The 16,405-nt window shown below is 69.1% G+C and carries 13 protein-coding genes; 10 read left to right on the forward strand and 3 right to left on the reverse strand.

Annotated elements, in window-relative coordinates; genetic code table 11:
- The first annotated feature begins 82 nt into the window (after window positions 1–82).
- From AC1MEY_RS02135 to AC1MEY_RS02170, 8 genes are read left to right on the forward strand one after another with little or no spacing between them, the layout of a single operon-like run.
- Window positions 83–1,786 (forward strand): thiamine pyrophosphate-binding protein, encoded by a 1,704-nt coding sequence (locus AC1MEY_RS02135; protein ID WP_480229106.1) that lies wholly within the window; start codon window positions 83–85, stop codon window positions 1,784–1,786.
- Window positions 1,787–1,789: 3 nt separating this feature from the next.
- Window positions 1,790–3,217 carry an aldehyde dehydrogenase family protein gene (locus AC1MEY_RS02140; protein ID WP_480229107.1) on the forward strand — a complete coding sequence of 476 codons (1,428 nt, stop codon included), beginning with the start codon at window positions 1,790–1,792 and terminating at the stop codon, window positions 3,215–3,217.
- 2 nt (window positions 3,218–3,219) lie between these two features.
- Window positions 3,220–4,065, forward strand: coding sequence for an SDR family NAD(P)-dependent oxidoreductase (locus AC1MEY_RS02145; RefSeq protein ID WP_480229108.1), 846 nt, complete (start codon window positions 3,220–3,222; stop codon window positions 4,063–4,065).
- 28 nt (window positions 4,066–4,093) lie between these two features.
- Window positions 4,094–5,521 carry an aromatic ring-hydroxylating oxygenase subunit alpha gene (locus tag AC1MEY_RS02150; RefSeq protein ID WP_480229109.1) on the forward strand — a complete coding sequence of 476 codons (1,428 nt, stop codon included), beginning with the start codon at window positions 4,094–4,096 and terminating at the stop codon, window positions 5,519–5,521.
- Complete coding sequence (locus AC1MEY_RS02155; RefSeq protein ID WP_480229110.1) at window positions 5,518–7,353, forward strand: flavin-containing monooxygenase; 1,836 nt, start codon at window positions 5,518–5,520, stop codon at window positions 7,351–7,353. Before AC1MEY_RS02150 ends, AC1MEY_RS02155 begins: the two co-directional genes overlap by 4 nt.
- A 2-nt stretch (window positions 7,354–7,355) precedes the next feature.
- Window positions 7,356–8,183: a TauD/TfdA dioxygenase family protein gene (locus tag AC1MEY_RS02160; RefSeq protein WP_480231260.1), complete on the forward strand. Its 828-nt coding sequence runs from the start codon at window positions 7,356–7,358 to the stop codon at window positions 8,181–8,183.
- A gap of 1 nt (window position 8,184) precedes the next feature.
- Entirely contained in the window at window positions 8,185–9,102 is a 918-nt protein-coding gene (locus AC1MEY_RS02165) for an SDR family NAD(P)-dependent oxidoreductase (RefSeq protein ID WP_480229111.1), read from the forward strand.
- A gap of 47 nt (window positions 9,103–9,149) precedes the next feature.
- Window positions 9,150–10,319, forward strand: coding sequence for a CaiB/BaiF CoA transferase family protein (locus AC1MEY_RS02170; protein WP_480231261.1), 1,170 nt, complete (start codon window positions 9,150–9,152; stop codon window positions 10,317–10,319).
- Window positions 10,320–10,323: 4 nt separating this feature from the next.
- Here AC1MEY_RS02170 and htpG read toward each other — a convergent pair whose 3' ends face one another.
- On the reverse strand, window positions 10,324–12,228 hold the full coding sequence (htpG, locus tag AC1MEY_RS02175; protein WP_480229112.1) for a molecular chaperone HtpG: 1,905 nt from the start codon (window positions 12,226–12,228) through the stop codon (window positions 10,324–10,326).
- A gap of 25 nt (window positions 12,229–12,253) precedes the next feature.
- The gene (amaB, locus tag AC1MEY_RS02180; RefSeq protein ID WP_480229113.1) at window positions 12,254–13,795 is read right to left on the reverse strand and encodes an L-piperidine-6-carboxylate dehydrogenase; all 1,542 of its coding nucleotides are present in this window, start codon (window positions 13,793–13,795) and stop codon (window positions 12,254–12,256) included.
- Window positions 13,796–13,894: 99 nt separating this feature from the next.
- Here amaB and AC1MEY_RS02185 point away from each other — a divergent pair, with 99 nt between their 5' ends.
- Window positions 13,895–14,356: an Lrp/AsnC family transcriptional regulator gene (locus AC1MEY_RS02185; RefSeq protein WP_480229114.1), complete on the forward strand. Its 462-nt coding sequence runs from the start codon at window positions 13,895–13,897 to the stop codon at window positions 14,354–14,356.
- A gap of 52 nt (window positions 14,357–14,408) precedes the next feature.
- Window positions 14,409–15,761: an L-lysine 6-transaminase gene (lat, locus tag AC1MEY_RS02190; protein WP_480229115.1), complete on the forward strand. Its 1,353-nt coding sequence runs from the start codon at window positions 14,409–14,411 to the stop codon at window positions 15,759–15,761.
- On the opposite strand, the gene AC1MEY_RS02195 is transcribed toward lat, so the two are convergent.
- Window positions 15,749–16,312: a restriction endonuclease gene (locus AC1MEY_RS02195; RefSeq protein WP_480229116.1), complete on the reverse strand. Its 564-nt coding sequence runs from the start codon at window positions 16,310–16,312 to the stop codon at window positions 15,749–15,751. The two genes, lat and AC1MEY_RS02195, sit on opposite strands and share 13 nt — an antisense overlap.
- Window positions 16,313–16,405 lie beyond the last annotated feature (93 nt).

Genomic DNA, 16,405 nt, shown 5'->3' on the forward strand with positions numbered 1-16,405 from the left:
CTACCTTGTCCGGACAATTGCGCGCCGCGTGGGTGGCCGGGGCTCCGGTCCGCCGCAACCGAGGAATGGGAGAAAGCCGACCGTGGCCGTGAAGGTGTACGAGCGAATCCTGCAGTTGTTCGAGGCCGAGGGCATCAACACCCTGTTCGGCATCCCGGACCCGAACTTCGTGCACATGTTCCACGCCGCGGAGGAACGGGGCTGGACGGTCGTCGCCCCGCACCACGAGGAGAACGCCGGCTTCATGGCCGAGGCGGTCTCGCGGATGACGGGCCGGCCCGGCCTCGCCATCGGCACGCTCGGCCCCGGCCTGGCCAACCTCGCGGGCGCCATCATGTGCGCCAAGGTCGAGAACTCCCCGGTGATCTTCCTGGGCGGCCAGCGCGCGCGCATCACCGAGCAGCGCGTCCGCCGCGGGCGCATCCAGTTCGTCTCGCAGGCACCTCTTCTCGCGCCGTCGGTGAAGTACTCCGCCAGCATCGAGTACGCCGACCAGACCGACGAGATCGTGCGGCACGCCCTGCGCGTCTCGCAGACCGGCACGCCCGGACCGGCCTACATCGAGTACCCGTCGCACGTCATCCTCGAAGAACTCGACGTGCCCGAGCCCCTGGCGCCCGACGCCTACCGACTGGTGAACCAGGGCGCCAGCGCCCAGTCCATCGAGAAGGCCGTCGAGCTGGTCCGCAAGGCCCAGCAGCCGATCCTCCTCGTCGGCCACGCGGTGCACACGAACCGCGCGGGCGAGTCCGTCGAGGCGCTGGCGAAGCTGATGAACTGCCCGGTGATCCAGACCTCCGGCGGCACGTCGTTCATCAAGGGCCTGGAGGACCGCACCTTCCCCTACGGCTTCTCGCCGTCGGCCGTCGACGCCGTCGTGAAGTCCGACCTGGTGATCGCCATCGGCACCGAGCTCGGCGAACCCGTCCACTACGGTCGCGGCAGGCACTGGCTCGACAACGAGGCCAACCGCAAGTGGATCAGCATCGAACTCGACCCGACGGCCATCGGCGTCAACCGCCGCATCGACGTCCCGCTCGTCGGCGACCTGCGCGCGATCGTGCCGCAGCTCGTCGACGCGCTGAAGGACTCCCCGCGCCAGCCGTCCGCGGAACTGGCGGGCTGGATCTCCGACGACGCCGCCCGCATCGCCGACCTCGCGGAGAGCGCGCCCGGCGGAACGCCGCTGCACACCGCCCGGTTCGTCGTCGAGGCCACCAAGGCGTTCCCCGAGGACGGCATCATGGTCCGCGACGGCGGCGCCACGGTGATCTTTCAGTGGACGTACTCCCAGGCCAAGCCGCACGACGTGGTGTGGAACCAGAACTTCGGCCACATCGGCACCGGCCTGCCCTACGCGGTGGGCGCCTCGGTGGCCGAGGGGCGCAAGCGCCCGGTCATGCTGCTCACCAGCGACTCGTCGTTCATGTTCGCGATCGCGGAACTCGAAACCGCTGCGCGGCTGAACCTCCCGCTGGTATGCGTGGTCGGTGTGGACCACCAGTGGGGCCTCGAGGTCGGCGTCTACAAGCGGACGTTCGGTCAGGGGTCGCTCGAGACCGGCGTGCACTGGAGCAAGGACGTGCGCTTCGACAAGATCGCCGAGGGCTTCGGCTGCCGCGGCGAGTACGTGGACAAGGCCGAGGATCTGGGACCCGCCATCGAGCGTGCCTTCGCCAGCGGCAAGGTCACGGTGATCCACGTGCCGATCGACCCGAAGGTCAACTCGGAGGAGATGCCGAGCTACGACGAGTTCCGAACCTGGTACGCGGAAGGGACGCAATAGGACATGCGCGAATATCTCCGGTTCTACGTCGACGGCCAGTGGGTCGACCCCGTCGAGCCCCACACCGTCGACGTGGAGAACCCCGCCACCGAGGAGGTCGCCGGTCGCATCTCGCTCGGATCGGCCGCCGACGTCGACCGGGCCGTCACCGCCGCCCGGCGCGCCTTCACGACGTGGTCGGTCACGACCCGCGAGGAGCGCCTCGAGGTGCTCAACGCCATTCTCGCCGAATACCAGGCGCGCGCAGCCGATCTGGCCGAGGCCGTCACCGAGGAGATGGGTGCGCCCGCGGGACTCGCGGCCGGTCCGCAGGTCGGTCTGGGCCTGGGACACCTGACCACCGCGATCGACTCACTGACCGCGTTCCCGTTCACCGAGGACCGTGGCGGCCTGCGGATCGTCAAGGAGGCCATCGGCGTCTGCGGGCTCATCACACCGTGGAACTGGCCGCTCAACCAGATCGCGGTCAAGGTGTTCCCCGCACTCGCCACGGGCTGCACCGCCATCCTCAAGCCGTCAGAGGTGGCCCCGTTCTCGGCGCAGGTGTTCGCCGAGATCCTGCACGCCGCGGGCGTTCCCGCCGGCGTCTTCAACATGATCCAGGGCGACGGGCCCGGCGTCGGCATCCCGCTGTCCAGCCACCCCGGCGTCGACATGGTGTCGTTCACCGGGTCCACCCGGGCCGGCATCGAGGTCGCGCGCAACGCGGCCCCGACCGTCAAGCGGGTGGCCCAGGAACTCGGCGGCAAGAGCCCGAACGTCGTGCTCGACGACGACGCGTTCACCGACGGCGTCACGTCGGGCGTGGTCACCATGATGGGCAACTCGGGGCAGACCTGCAGTGCGCCGTCACGGATGCTGGTGCCCGCCGCCCGCATGGCCGAGGCCAAGGAGATCGCCGCGGCGGCCGCCGCCGGCATCACCGTCGGCGACCCCAACGGCGGATTCGACCTCGGGCCCGTCGTCTCGGGCACCCAGTTCGAGAAGATCCAATCGCTGATCCGCAAGGGCATCGAGGAGGGCGCCACGCTGGTGGCCGGCGGCACCGGCAGGCCCGACGGACTCGACACCGGCCACTACGTGAAGCCGACTGTGTTCGCCGACGTCACCCCCGACATGACGATCGCCCGCGAGGAGATCTTCGGGCCCGTCCTGGTGATCCTCGGCTACGACGACCTCGACCATGCGATCGAGATCGCCAACGACACCGACTACGGTCTGGCCGGTTACGTCTCGGGAGAGGACCTCGACACCGCGACGTCCGTGGCGGGCCGCATCCGCGCCGGCTGGGTCGCCATCAACGGCGGCTTCGACTTCCGGTCGGCCTTCGGCGGCTACAAGCAGAGCGGCAACGGCCGCGAGTGGGGCGACATCGGCTTCCACGAATACCTGGAGACCAAGTCGATCATGATTCCCGCGGCGGCCCAGTAGCGGTGACGGACCTGATCGACCTCAGCGGTCGCATCGTCGTCGTCTCCGGTGCCGGAGGCGGCGGCATCGGCACCGCGGTGACGGCGCTGACCGCGCGCGCGGGCGCCACCGTCATCGCGGTGAGCAGGCGCCAGGACAACCTCGACGAGCACGTCGCACCGCTCGCCGAGCAGGGCCTCGACGTGATCCCCGTCGCCGCCGACGCGTCCACCGACGACGGCATCGCCACGGTGCTCGACCGGGTCCGCAGCACGGACGGTCGGCTCTACGGACTGGTGAACGTCGCCGGCGGCGCCGGACCCGCCACCTGGATGCCGTCCACCCGGGTCACCCGCGAGGACTGGCGGGCGCTGTTCGCCGCCAACCTCGAGACCACGTTCTTCATCAGCCAGGCCGTCGCGGCGGAGCTGATCGCGGCCGGCACACCGGGTTCCATCGTGTCGGTCTCCTCGATCAGCGGCATGAACACCGCGCCGTTCCACATCGCATACGGCACCGCCAAGGCCGCCATCGTCGCGATGACCAGGACCATGGCCGTCGAACTCGCCACGTCCGGCATCCGGGTCAACGCCGTGGCACCCGGGGTCACCGAGACCGCCGCATCGGCCACCTACGTCGACGCAGACCCCGACCGCGACCGCACGGCGATCGCGATGGGCCGACGGGGCACCCCCGAGGAACAGGCCGGCGCCATCCTTTTCCTGCTCTCCGACCTCGCCGGATACGTGACGGGTCAGACCCTGCTCGTCGACGGCGGACTGAACCTCAAGTGGACGCACCTCGACGCCGACAACACCTCGCTGTTCCTGAAGGACCAGTCCTTCCGCGACGCGATCCGTCGGCCCTGACACCGCCCCCGATTCCGAAAGGCACAGCGTGACCCACACCGAAGCAGACCTCGACGCCACCATCGAGGTCGAGGCAGAACCCGACGAGTCGACCGGCGACGTCGCCGAGGACCTGTCGGACGCGATGACCATCCCCGTCGAGGCCTACGTCTCGCCGGACTACGCCCGCGCCGAGCGAGACAAGCTGTGGCGCAGGGTGTGGCAGCAGGTCGGCCGCGTCGAGGAGATCCCCGAGGTGGGGGGCTACCTCACCTACGACATCCTCGACGACTCGATCATCGTCGTGCGGACGGGGCCGAACGAATTCGCTGCACACCACAACGTCTGCATGCACCGCGGCCGCCAACTCGTCGACACCCCCGACGGAGCGAAGAACGCCGTCGGCCGGGCCCGGAAGTCGTTCGTGTGCGGATTCCACGGCTGGACGTACGGTCTCGACGGCACCTGCACCCACATCCGCGAGCAGGACGACTGGAAGGGCGCGCTGTCGGCGCGCAACACGCACCTGGCCCCCGTCCAGGTGGACACCTGGGGCGGTTGGCTGTTCGTCAACATGGACCCCGACTGCGAATCGCTCGCGGACTACCTGATGCCCGCCGCGAAGATCCTCGACCCGTTCGGTCTGGAGAACATGCGCTACAAGTGGCGCAAGTGGCTCTACTTCGACTGCAACTGGAAGGTCGCGATGGAGGCCTTCAACGAGACCTACCACGTGTTCACCACGCACCCGGAGTTCAACAAATTCGGCGAGTTCAAGGGTTGGGCGAAAGCGCAAGGGCGACACAGCAACATCGGCTACGACGCGCCGAAGGGCCTCGAGGAGACCAAGTCCAAGATCCGCCTCGGCACGGGCGACGACCCGCGCGTCTCCACCGCCGAGATGCAGATGTACACGTGGGAGCAGACCAACGCGACCACCACCAACACGCTGGTGAACGCGGCGAAGCGGCTCGTCGACGAACTGCCCGAGGGCACGCCCGCCGACAAGGTGCTCGCACACTGGCTCGCCTCGGCGCGTCGTGACGACGAGGAGCGCGGCGTCATCTGGCCGACCATCCCGCCGGACATCCTCGGCCAGAGCGGCACGGCCTGGCAGCTCTTCCCGAACCTGCAGATCGGCCAGGGCCTCACCAGCGCGCTCTGCTACAGCGCGCGTCCCGACCCGAGCTACGACCCGAACAAGTGCATCTTCGAGGTCGCGGTGTTCGAGCTGTACCCGAAGGGCGAAGAGCCTCGGACGGAATGGCAGTACACGCCGAAGGATTCGCCCAACTGGCTGTCGGTGCTTCCCCAGGACTTCTCCAACATGGCCGCGGTGCAGCAGGGCATGAAGTCGGCGGGCTTCCCCGGCACGATGCCCAACCCCTACCGAGAGCGCAGCACCGTCAACCTGCACACCCAGCTGGCGACGTACATGGGCACCGGTGCCCCCCGAGAACTCGAAGGAGACGCGTGACGATCTGTGGGCCGACCGACGTCCCGACCGACGTCGACATCACCGCCCTGCGCGAGAAGTACGCCGCCGAGCGGGCCAAGCGCGTGCGACCCGAGGGCGCCTCGCAGTACCTGGAACTCGACGGCGACTTCGCCGACTTCTACGAGGTCGATCCCTACGCGACGGTGACCGAGCGCGACCCGATCATCGAAGACGCCGAGGTCGTCATCCTCGGCGGCGGCTTCGCGGGCCTGCTCGCCGGCGCCTACCTGAAGAAGGCCGGTGTGACCGGGATCCGCGTCGTCGAGATGGCGGGTGACTTCGGCGGCGTCTGGTACTGGAATCGCTTCCCCGGCGTCCAGTGCGACAACGACGCCTACTGCTACGTACCGCTTCTCGAAGAACTCGGCTTCATGCCGTCGAAGAAGTTCGCCGACGGCGCCGAGATCTTCCAGCACTGCCGCAACATCGGGAAGCACTTCGGGCTGTACGACGGTGCGCTGTTCTCGACGCAGGTACGCGACCTGCGCTGGGACGACTCCGCCGAGCGCTGGGAGATCGGCACCGACCGTGGCGACCGGATCCGGGCCCGCTTCGTGGTGATGGCGCAGGGCTCCTACAACCGCCCGAAGCTGCCCGGCATCCCGGGGATCAAGGACTTCGCGGGCCACGTGTTCCACTCCGCCCGGTGGGACTACGACTACACCGGCGGGGACGCCGACGGGGGACTGGTCAAGCTCGCCGACAAGCGGGTGGCACTCGTCGGCACCGGCGCCACCGGCATCCAGCTGGTGCCGCACCTCGCCCGGGACGCCCAGCAGCTCCTCGTGTTCCAGCGGACACCGTCGTCGGTGGATCAGCGCACCAACCCGGCCACCGATCCCGAGTGGGCCGCCTCGCTCCAGCCGGGCTGGCAGGAGGAGCGCAAGCGGAACTTCCACAATTGGTCGCCGTTCGTCGGCGTCGTGTTCGGTGAACCGGACCTGGTGTGCGACTTCTGGACCGAGCTCGGCCGCAACCTGACCCACCGGATCGCCGGCCTCGACGACCCCGCCACGGTGACGATCGAGCAGATCATGGCCTTCCGCGAGGAAGAGGACTACAAGATCATGGAGCGGCTCCGACGCCGCGTCGCCGAGATCGTCACCGACCCCGACACCGCCGAGGCGCTGAAGCCCTACTACCGCTTCATGTGCAAGCGGCCGACGTCCAGCGAGCAGTACCTGGCCTCGTTCAACCGACCCAACGTGACGCTCGTCGACGTGTCGGCGACCAAGGGCGTGGAACGGCTCACCGCGAAGGGCATCGTCGCCGACGGCGTCGAGTACGAGGTCGACTGCGTGATCTTCGCGAGCGGCTTCGAGATCTCCACCGAGATCAGCCGCAGGTACGCCATCGACTCCATCACCGGCCGGGACGGCGTGTCGCTCTTCGACCACTGGAAGGACGACTACAAGACGCTGCACGGCATGACCAGCCGCGGATTCCCGAACCAGTTCCACATGGGATTCATCCAGGGCGGGGTGTCCGCGAACACCACGGCCATGTTCGAGCAGCAGGCCAAGCACATCGCGTACATCCTCGCCGAGGCGCAGAGCCGGGGTGCCGCCACGGTGGAACCCACCCAGGGGGGTCAGGACACCTGGGTGTCGACCGTGCGCGAACTGTCGATCGACAACTCCGCGTTCGAACTGTCCTGCACCCCGGGCTACTACAACAACGAGGGCCGCGGTGGCGCGGAGGGCAACGGCTCGTTCCTCGGCGACTTCTACTCGCCGGGCTTCTATGCGTTCGACGAGCTGCTCGAGGCGTGGCGCGGCACGGGCGACCTGGAGGGGCTGGAACTCACGTGACCATGTCGATGGAGGCGTTGCGCGCCAGCGAGATCCATCCCCGGATCGGCAGCGAGATCGGCGCCGACAAGGCGACCCTGCTCTCCGGCGCGCACGCGGGCGAGATCCGCGAGCTGCTCGAGCAGCGCGGCGTCCTGGTGTTCCCGAAGATCGGGTTCACCGACGACGAACAGGTGGCCTTCACCGAGACGCTCGGCACGCTGGCCACCGAACGCAAGGGCGAGAAGCTCTTCAACGTCACGCTCGACACCACCATCAACAAGCAGGCGGACTACCTCAAGGGGTCGCTCTACTGGCACCTCGACGGCACGATGAACGAGGTGCCCATCCTCGCGTCGCTGCTGACGAGCAAGGCGCTGGGCAACGAGGGCGAGGGCGACACGGAGTTCTGCAACACCTACGCCGCCTACGACGATCTGGCCGACGACGAGAAGGCCGAACTCGAGGGCCTGTCGGTGACCCACTCGACGTGGACGACGTTGATGTACTACGAACCCGAACCCCCGCTCAAGGTGCTCCAGCAGATGATGTCCATCGGCGAACGCGACCTGCCGCTGGTGTGGACGCACCGGTCGGGCCGCAAGTCGTTGGTGCTGGGCTGCACGGCGGGCCACGTCGTCGGTCTGGACCGCCGCGCGAGCACGGAACTGCTGGTGCGGCTTCGGGAGTGGGCCACCCAGCCCCGGTTCACCTACCGGCACACCTGGTCGGTCGGGGACATGGTGATCTGGGACAACACCGGCACCATGCATCGCGCCACCCCCTACGACGCGGCGTCGGGCCGACTGCTGCAGCGCACCAAGCTCGCCGGTGAGGAACCCTTCGCCTGACATGGCAGATCTCAGATTCGACGGTCGCGTCGCCGTCGTCACGGGCGGCGGGCGCGGCCTCGGCCGCGAATACGCGCTGCTGCTGGCGTCCCGCGGAGCCAAGGTCGTGGTCAACGACGTCGGCGGCAGCCTCACGGGCGAGGGCGCCGACGACGGTCCCGCTCAGCAGGTGGTCGACGAGATTCTCGCCGCGGGTGGCGATGCCGTCGCCTCGGCGGACTCGGTCGCCACGGCCGACGGGGGAGAGGCGATCGTCGGCGCCGCACTCGACCGCTACGGCCGCATCGACGTCCTGATCCACAACGCGGGCAACGTCCGCCGCGGCTCGCTGAAGGACATGTCCTACGCCGACTTCGACGCCGTGCTCGACGTGCACCTGCGCGGCGCGTTCCACGTGGTGCGTCCCGCGTTCCCGGTGATGTGCGCCGCGGGCTACGGTCGGGTGGTGCTGACGTCGTCGATCGGGGGCCTGTACGGCAACCAGGGCGTCGCCAACTACGCCGCCGCCAAGGCCGGGATCATCGGGCTCACCAACGTGGTGGCCCTCGAAGGCGCCGCCGAGGGCGTCACCTGCAATGCCATCGTGCCCGGCGCCGTGACGAGAATGGCTGCCGGACTGGACACCTCGACCTACCCGCCGATGGACCCCGCGCTCGTCGCGCCGACCGTCGGGTGGCTGGCCCACGAGTCGTGCACCGTCACCGGCGAGATGTTCGTGGCCATCGCGGGCAGGGTGGCGCGTGCGTTCGTCGCGGAGACGCCCGGCGTCTACCGTCCGTCGTGGTCGATCGAGGACGTCGCCGAGGCCGCCGACGCGATCCGCGACGACACGGTGCCGCTGGTGTTCGCCCCCGTCCCCGACGGGCACACCGACCACATCCGGTACAGCTTCGGCGCCTCGCAGACGGCCGAGCCGTGACGGGTCCGCTGGCGGGCATCCGCGTCATCGACCTCACCGCCGTGGTGATGGGACCGTACTGCACGCAGATCATGGCCGACATGGGTGCCGACGTCGTCAAGGTCGAGCCGCCCGACGGCGACAACGCGCGCTACATCTCGGTGGGGCCCGCGCCCGGCATGAGCGGCGTGTTCGTCAACGTCAACCGCGGAAAGCGCAGTATCGTCCTCGATCTCGTCACCGACGAGGGCCGGGCCGCCCTGCGCGGGCTCATCGCGGGGGCCGACGTCTTCATCCACTCGATGCGGGCCCGGGCGATCGCCAAGCTGGGGTTCGGCTACGACGAGGTGGCCGCCATCAACCCGAACGTCGTCTACACCAACTGCTACGGCTACAGCCGGCGCGGGCCGGAGGCCGACCGCCCCGCCTACGACGACGTGATCCAGGCGCAGTCCGGCGTCGCGGCCGTCCAGCAGATGCTCACCGGCGAGACGACCTACGTCGGCACGATCGTGGCGGACAAGGTCGCCGGACTGACCGCGCTGTACGCCACGATGATGGCGCTGTTCCACCGCGAACGCACCGGCGAGGGGCAGGAGGTGGAGGTGAGCATGTACGAGACGATGGCGTCGTTCATGCTCGTCGAGCACGCCAACGGCGCCATGTTCACGCCTCCGCTGAGCCCGGCGGTCTACCCGCGCACGGTCGCGCGCAACCGAAAGCCGTACCCCACCAAGGACGGTCACGTCGCGGTGCTGATCTACAACGACAAGCACTGGAAGGCGTTCGTCGACAGCGTCAAGCCCGCGTGGATCGCCGAATACGGCGAGGCGTTCTCGACCCTGGAGCAGCGGGCCAAGCAGATCGACGTCATGTACGCCCTGATCGCCGAGACACTCCTGCAACGCACGACCGCCGAGTGGCTCGAGCTGTTCCGCGAGCTGCAGATACCGGCCGCGCCCATCCAGACGCCCGACGAACTGTTCGACGATCCGCACCTCGAGGCGGTCGGCCTGTTCGAGACCGTCGAGAGCCCTTACGGCCCGATCCGCTTTCCCGGTGTGCCGACCTGGTTCTCGCGGACGCCGGGCCACGTGGCCGGGCCCGCACCCGAACTCGGCGCCGACACCGCCGAGGTGCTCGCCGAGGTCGACGCGCTGAGTGACCGGCAGCGCGGTGCCGTGGTCGGGAACGTCCGGGACGCCCCGCCCGAGGGTCGGCCCGCCGCCGGCCCGTGACCCCCTAGACGGTCCGCGCCAACCGGTCGGCCAGCAGCGCGGCGAACCGGGCCGGATCGTCCAGCGCACCGCCCTCGGCGAGAAGTGCCGTGCCGTAGAGCAACTCGGCGGTCTCGGAGAGTCCGTCCTTGTCCTCGGAGTCGGTCAGTGCCTGCTGCAGACCGGTGACGAGGGCATGGTCGGGATTGAGTTCGAGGATGCGCTTGCCGACCGGCACCTCCTGTCCGGACGCGCGATACATCCGCGCCAGCTGCGGGGTGATGCCGAAGGTGTCGGTGATCAGGCACGCCGGCGACGACGTCAGCCGCGTCGACAGCCGCACCTCCTTGACGTGCTCGTCGAGCGTCTCCTTCAGCCACGTCAGCAGGTCGGCGAAGTCGCCCTGGTCGGCGGTGTCGTCCTCGGCGGCGCCGAGATCGACCTCGCCCTTGGCCACCGACTGCAGTGCGTGACCGTCGAACTCCGGGACCGACTCGACCCACACCTCGTCGACCGGATCGGTCAGCAGGAGCACCTCGTACCCCTTGGCCTTGAACGCCTCCAGGTGCGGTGAGCGTTCGAGCAGCTGGCGCGACTCGCCCGTCGCGTAGAAGATCTGCTCCTGGCCGTCCTTCATCCGCGTGACGTAGTCGGCCAGCGTGGTGGACGCGGTCTCGCTTGCCGTCGACGCGAACGACGACAGCCGCAGCACGGCGTCGCGGTTGTCGCCGTCGGAGATCAGGCCCTCCTTGAACACGCGGCCGAACTGGGTCCAGAACGTGGTGTAGTCGTCCGGGCGGTTCGCCTGCAGGTCCTTCAGCGTGGACAGCACCTTCTTGGTGAGGCTGCGGCGGATCACCTTGATCTGGCGGTCTTGCTGGAGGATCTCGCGGGACACGTTGAGCGACATGTCCTGTGCGTCCACGACGCCCTTGACGAACCGCAGGTAGTCGGGCACCAGCTCGTCGCAGTCGCCCATGATGAACACGCGCTTGACGTACAGCTGGACGCCGGCGCGGCCGTCGCGGTTGAACAGGTCGAACGGCGCCTGCGACGGGATGAATAGCAGCGCCTGGTACTCGAACGTGCCCTCGGCGCGCATCGCGATGACCTCGAGCGGCTCGTCCCAGGCGTGCGCCACGTGCTTGTAGAACTGCGCGTACTCCTCGTCGGAGACCTCGCTCTTGGGCTTTGCCCACAGCGCCGTCCGCGAGTTGATGGTCTCGGTCTCGGTGCTGATGGTCGGGTCGCCGCCCTCCTCCTCCGCCGGGACGGTCTTCTCGACGTCCATCCGGATGGGCCAGGAGATGAAGTCCGAGTACTTCTTGATCAGCTCGCGGATCTTCCACTGCGAGGTGTAGTCGTGCAGTTCGTCGTCGGCGTCTGCGGGCTTGAGATGCAGCGTCACCGAGGTGCCCTGCGGCGCGTCGTCGATCTCGGCGATGGTGTAGGTGCCGTCACCACTGGATTCCCAACGAGTGCCCGAGGTCTCGCCCGCCTTGCGGGTCAGGAGTTCGACCGCGTCGGCGACCATGAACGTCGAGTAGAAGCCGATGCCGAACTGACCGATCAGCTGTTCGGCGTCACCGGGCTGCGCGGCCAGCTTCTGGCGCAGCTCTGCGGTGCCCGACTTGGCGAGGGTGCCGATCAGGTCGACCACCTCGTCGCGGCTCATGCCGATGCCGTTGTCCCGGACGGTCAGCGTGCGGGCTTCGACATCGATGGCGATCTCGACGTGCAGGTCCGACGTGTCGACGTCGAGGTCCTTGTCGCGGAACGCCTCGAGGCGAAGCTTGTCCAGGGCGTCGGAGGCGTTCGAGATCAACTCCCGCAGGAACGAGTCCTTGTTGGAGTAGATGGAATGGATCATCAGCTGCAGCAGCTGACGGGCCTCGGCCTGGAATTCGCGTGTTTCGACCTGCTCGCTCACGGCGCCGATGATAATCCTTCGGCGCTCAGCCGAACGTCACGCCCTGGGCGAGCGGCAGCTCCGATGAGTAGTTGACGGTGTTGGTGGCGCGCCGCATGTAGGCCCGCCACGAGTCCGAGCCCGATTCGCGCCCGCCACCGGTCTGCTTCTCCCCGCCGAACGCCCCACCGATCTCGGCGCCCGAGGTGCCGATGTTGACGTTCGCGATGCCGCAGTCCGAGCCGTCGGCGGCCATGAAGCGCTCCGCCTCGCGCATGTCGGTGGTGAAGATCGACGACGAGAGTCCCTGCGGTACCGCGTTGTTGAGCGCGATCGCCTCGTCGAGGTCGTCGTAGGTGAGCACGTACAGGATCGGCGCGAAGGTCTCGTCGTGGACCACTTCGGTCTGGGTCGGCATCCGGACGACCGCCGGCTGGACGTAGTAGGCGCCGTCACCGAGGTCGACCCGCTCGCCGCCGGTCACCTCACCACCGTCGGCACGGGCGCGGTCGAGGGCGGCCACCATGTCGCGGTAGGACCGCTCGTGGATCAGGGGCCCCACCAGCGTGCCGTCGGCGGAGGGATCGCCGACCGGCAGGCTGCGGTAGGCGGTGGCGACCCGCTCGATCACCGTATCGACCACCGAGCGGTGGGCGATCACCCGTCGCATGGTGGTGCAGCGCTGCCCCGCGGTGCCCGCGGCGGAGAACACGATGCCGCGCACGGCCAGGTCGAGGTCGGCCGACGGCGTGACGATCGCGGCGTTGTTGCCGCCCAGTTCGAGCAGCGCCTTGCCGAACCGCGCGGCGACGCGCGGTCCGACCTGCTGGCCCATCCGCACCGAACCGGTGGCACTCACCAGCGCGACCCGCGGGTCGTCGACGAGCAGTTCGCCGATCTCGCGGGCGCCCTGGATCAGCCGGGCGACGTCGCGGGGGGCGCCGACGTCGTCGGCCGCCCGGTCGAGGAGCGCCTGGCACGCGACGGCGGTCAGGGGGGTCAACTCCGAGGGCTTCCACACGACGGTGTTGCCGCACACCAGCGCGATCGCGGTGTTCCACGCCCACACGGCGACGGGGAAGTTGAACGCGGTGATGACCCCGACCACGCCGAGGGGGTGCCACGTCTCCATGAGACGGTGACCGGGCCGCTCGGAGGCGATGGTCTTGCCGTACAGCTGACGCGACAGCCCGACGGCGAACTGGCAGATGTCGATCATCTCCTGCACCTCACCGAGCGCCTCGGAGGTGATCTTTCCCGCCTCGACCGTGACGAGCGTCGCCAGATCAGCCTTGTGCTCCACCAGCAGTTCGCCCAGCCGTGCCACCAGTGCGCCGCGGACGGGCGCCGGTGTCACACGCCAGCTCTGGAAGGCGCGCGCCGCGTCCGCGATCGCCGCGTCGGCGTCCTCGCGGGTCGACTCCGGGACGCCGAACAGCACGTCCCCGGTGACCGGGGTGCTCGCCGGAACGCCAGGACCGCCCGGCTCGCCGAGTGCGGTGTGCGCGCCGATCGCCTGCAGCGCGGCGCGGACCCGGTCCCGCAGCTCGTCCGCGGTGGGGAGGGTGCTGGTGTGCATGCTCGTCATGGTGTCGCCTTCTCGGTGATGTCGTGGGCAGTGGGAGTTGTTCGGGTCCGTCGGGTCTTCAGGTCTCGGTCGGACCGGGTGCCGCGATAGTCTCCGGCCATGACGGATGCGGCCGACGACCTCGACGAGATCGACCGGATCCTGGCGCGCGCGCTCGTGGCGGACGGCCGGGCCACGCTGGCGCAGCTGGCGGCCTGCGCCGGCCTGTCGGTGTCGGCGGTGCAGTCACGCGTGCGCCGGCTCGAGGCCCGCGGGGTGGTGACCGGGTACCGCGCACGGATCGATCCCGAGGCCGTGGGCAACATGCTGTCGGCGTTCGTCGCCATCACCCCTCTCGATCCGTCGCAACCCGATGACGCGCCGGCACGCCTCGAACACATCTCTGCGATCGAGTCGTGCCACTCCGTGGCGGGGGACGAGAGCTACGTCCTGCTGGTACGCGTCCCGACCGCACGCGCGCTGGAGGATCTGCTGCAACAGATCCGCACGGCGGCGAACGTCCGCACCCGGAGCACCATCATCTTACAAACTTTTTACGACGGACGCGACTTCGTACCGTAGTAATTCCTGCCCGAGGTGCGTTCACCCGTAAATATTGCGTTAGCATGGCGGCATGACCGCTGTCCTTCCCTCCCGCATCCATTCGGCCGGCGACGATCTGCGCCCCGATCAGGTGCACGACGTGCTGCGCCGCAGCATCCTGGCCGACGGCCTCGACTTCGTCCTCGACGTCGAGCAGTCCGCCGGATCGCACCTCGTCGACGCCCGCACCGGTGAACGCTTCCTCGACATGTTCACGTTCTTCGCGTCGTCGGCGCTGGGGATGAACCACCCGGCACTGGCCGACGACGCCGACTTCCGCGCCGAACTGGCCGCGGCCGCCGTCAACAAGCCCAGCAACTCCGACGTCTACAGCGTGCCGATGGCCCGCTTCGTCGACACCTTCCGCCGGGTGCTGGGCGACCCGGCGCTGCCGCACCTGTTCTTCGTCGACGGCGGAGCCCTCGCGGTGGAGAACGCGCTCAAGGTCGCGTTCGACTGGAAGAGCCGGCTCAACGAGTCCGCGGGCCGCAGCGGCGAACTCGGCACGAAGGTGCTGCACCTGCGCGGCGCGTTCCACGGCCGCAGCGGTTACACGCTGTCGCTCACCAACACCGACCCCAACAAGGTGGCGCGGTTCCCCAAGTTCGACTGGCCCCGGATCGACGCGCCGTATCTACGGCCCGGTCTGGACGACGACGGCATGGCGGCACTCGAGGCCGAATCGCTCCGGCAGGCGCGGGCGGCCTTCGAGGCGCACCCGCACGACATCGCCTGCTTCCTCGCCGAGCCCATCCAGGGCGAGGGCGGCGACCGCCACTTCCGTCCCGAGTTCTTCGCCGCCATGCGCGACCTGTGCGACGAGTTCGACGCGCTGCTGATCCTCGACGAGGTGCAGACGGGCTGCGGCATGACCGGAACCCCCTGGGCCTACCAGCAATTGGGCGCACGCCCCGACGTCGTCGCCTTCGGCAAGAAGACGCAGGTGTGCGGTGTCATGGCCGGCGGTCGCGTCGACGAGGTGACCGACAACGTGTTCGCCGTCAGCTCCCGGATCAACTCCACCTGGGGCGGCAACCTGACCGACATGGTGCGAGCCCGCCGCATCCTCGAGGTGATCGAGGCCGACGGCCTGCTGGCCCATGCGACGCAGGCGGGGGCCCACCTGTTGCGCCGGATCGAGCAGTTGGCGGCCGAGTTCCCCGAGCTGGTGCTGGCGCCACGTGGCCGCGGGCTGATGTGCGCGTTCAGCATGCCGACGGCCGCGCAGCGCGACGAGTTGGTGGGACGGCTCTGGGACGCGCACGTCATCATGCTGGCCAGCGGCACCGACAGCGTCCGCTTCCGGCCGGCGCTGACCGTCGGTCGGGACGACCTCGACGCCGCCGTCGACGCGGTCCGCGACGCACTGGCTCAAATGCGCTGATCCCCGACGGTCAGCCCCCGGATGGTGGATGCCAGCCGGGGGAGGTCGTCGCCGCCGACGAGCACGCAGCCGTGTAACTCGGCGAGCCGTCGCGCGGCGGGCGTGAATCCGTTGTTGGTGACCACCATGGTCCGCGTGCACTCCTGCATCGGGGCGCCGGCGACCACCTGCTGCACCGCGCCTGCGCCGACGGGACGGCCCTGGCGCTTGCACTGGATGGCCAGGCGGTGCGGCCGCGTCCCGACGATCAGGTCCACGCCCCAGTCGCCCGACAGCGGTGTCATGATCACGGGCACGCCGCAGGTGCGTGCGAGGCGGGCGACGTGGTCCTCGAACTCGGTTCCGCTCATCTCGGCCTTGTCGGCGGCGGGGTGCTCGCGCGCGCTCGGGGTCGCCACGCCGCGCAGCAGTCCGCGCAGGAAGGCGGGCAGCGCTGGTGCGAGGAGGCCCGCCGCGAGGGTCCACCCCGGGCCGAGTCCGTAGCACCAGGCGGCGATCGCGGCGACGACTCCCGTTGCGGCATAGCACTTCAGCCGCGTGGATCGTGTCACGCACGCATCGTAGGCCGACGGTCGGACAGTGCAACCCCGGGGTTGCGCGACGCTCAGGTCATGTGCAACCATAGAGTTGCACATCACTTCGAC

The organism is Mycobacterium sp. PTI7 (genome assembly GCF_056679845.1).

Coding starts and splice junctions, on each gene's coding strand:
- AC1MEY_RS02160 (WP_480231260.1), top strand. CDS start 7,356: ATGTCGATGGAGGCGTTGCGCGCCAGCGAGATCCATCCCCGGATCGGC.
- AC1MEY_RS02185 (WP_480229114.1), top strand. CDS start 13,895: ATGACGGATGCGGCCGACGACCTCGACGAGATCGACCGGATCCTGGCG.
- lat (WP_480229115.1), top strand. CDS start 14,409: ATGACCGCTGTCCTTCCCTCCCGCATCCATTCGGCCGGCGACGATCTG.
- AC1MEY_RS02140 (WP_480229107.1), top strand. CDS start 1,790: ATGCGCGAATATCTCCGGTTCTACGTCGACGGCCAGTGGGTCGACCCC.
- amaB (WP_480229113.1), bottom strand. CDS start 13,795: ATGACGAGCATGCACACCAGCACCCTCCCCACCGCGGACGAGCTGCGG.
- AC1MEY_RS02165 (WP_480229111.1), top strand. CDS start 8,185: ATGGCAGATCTCAGATTCGACGGTCGCGTCGCCGTCGTCACGGGCGGC.
- AC1MEY_RS02170 (WP_480231261.1), top strand. CDS start 9,150: ATGGGACCGTACTGCACGCAGATCATGGCCGACATGGGTGCCGACGTC.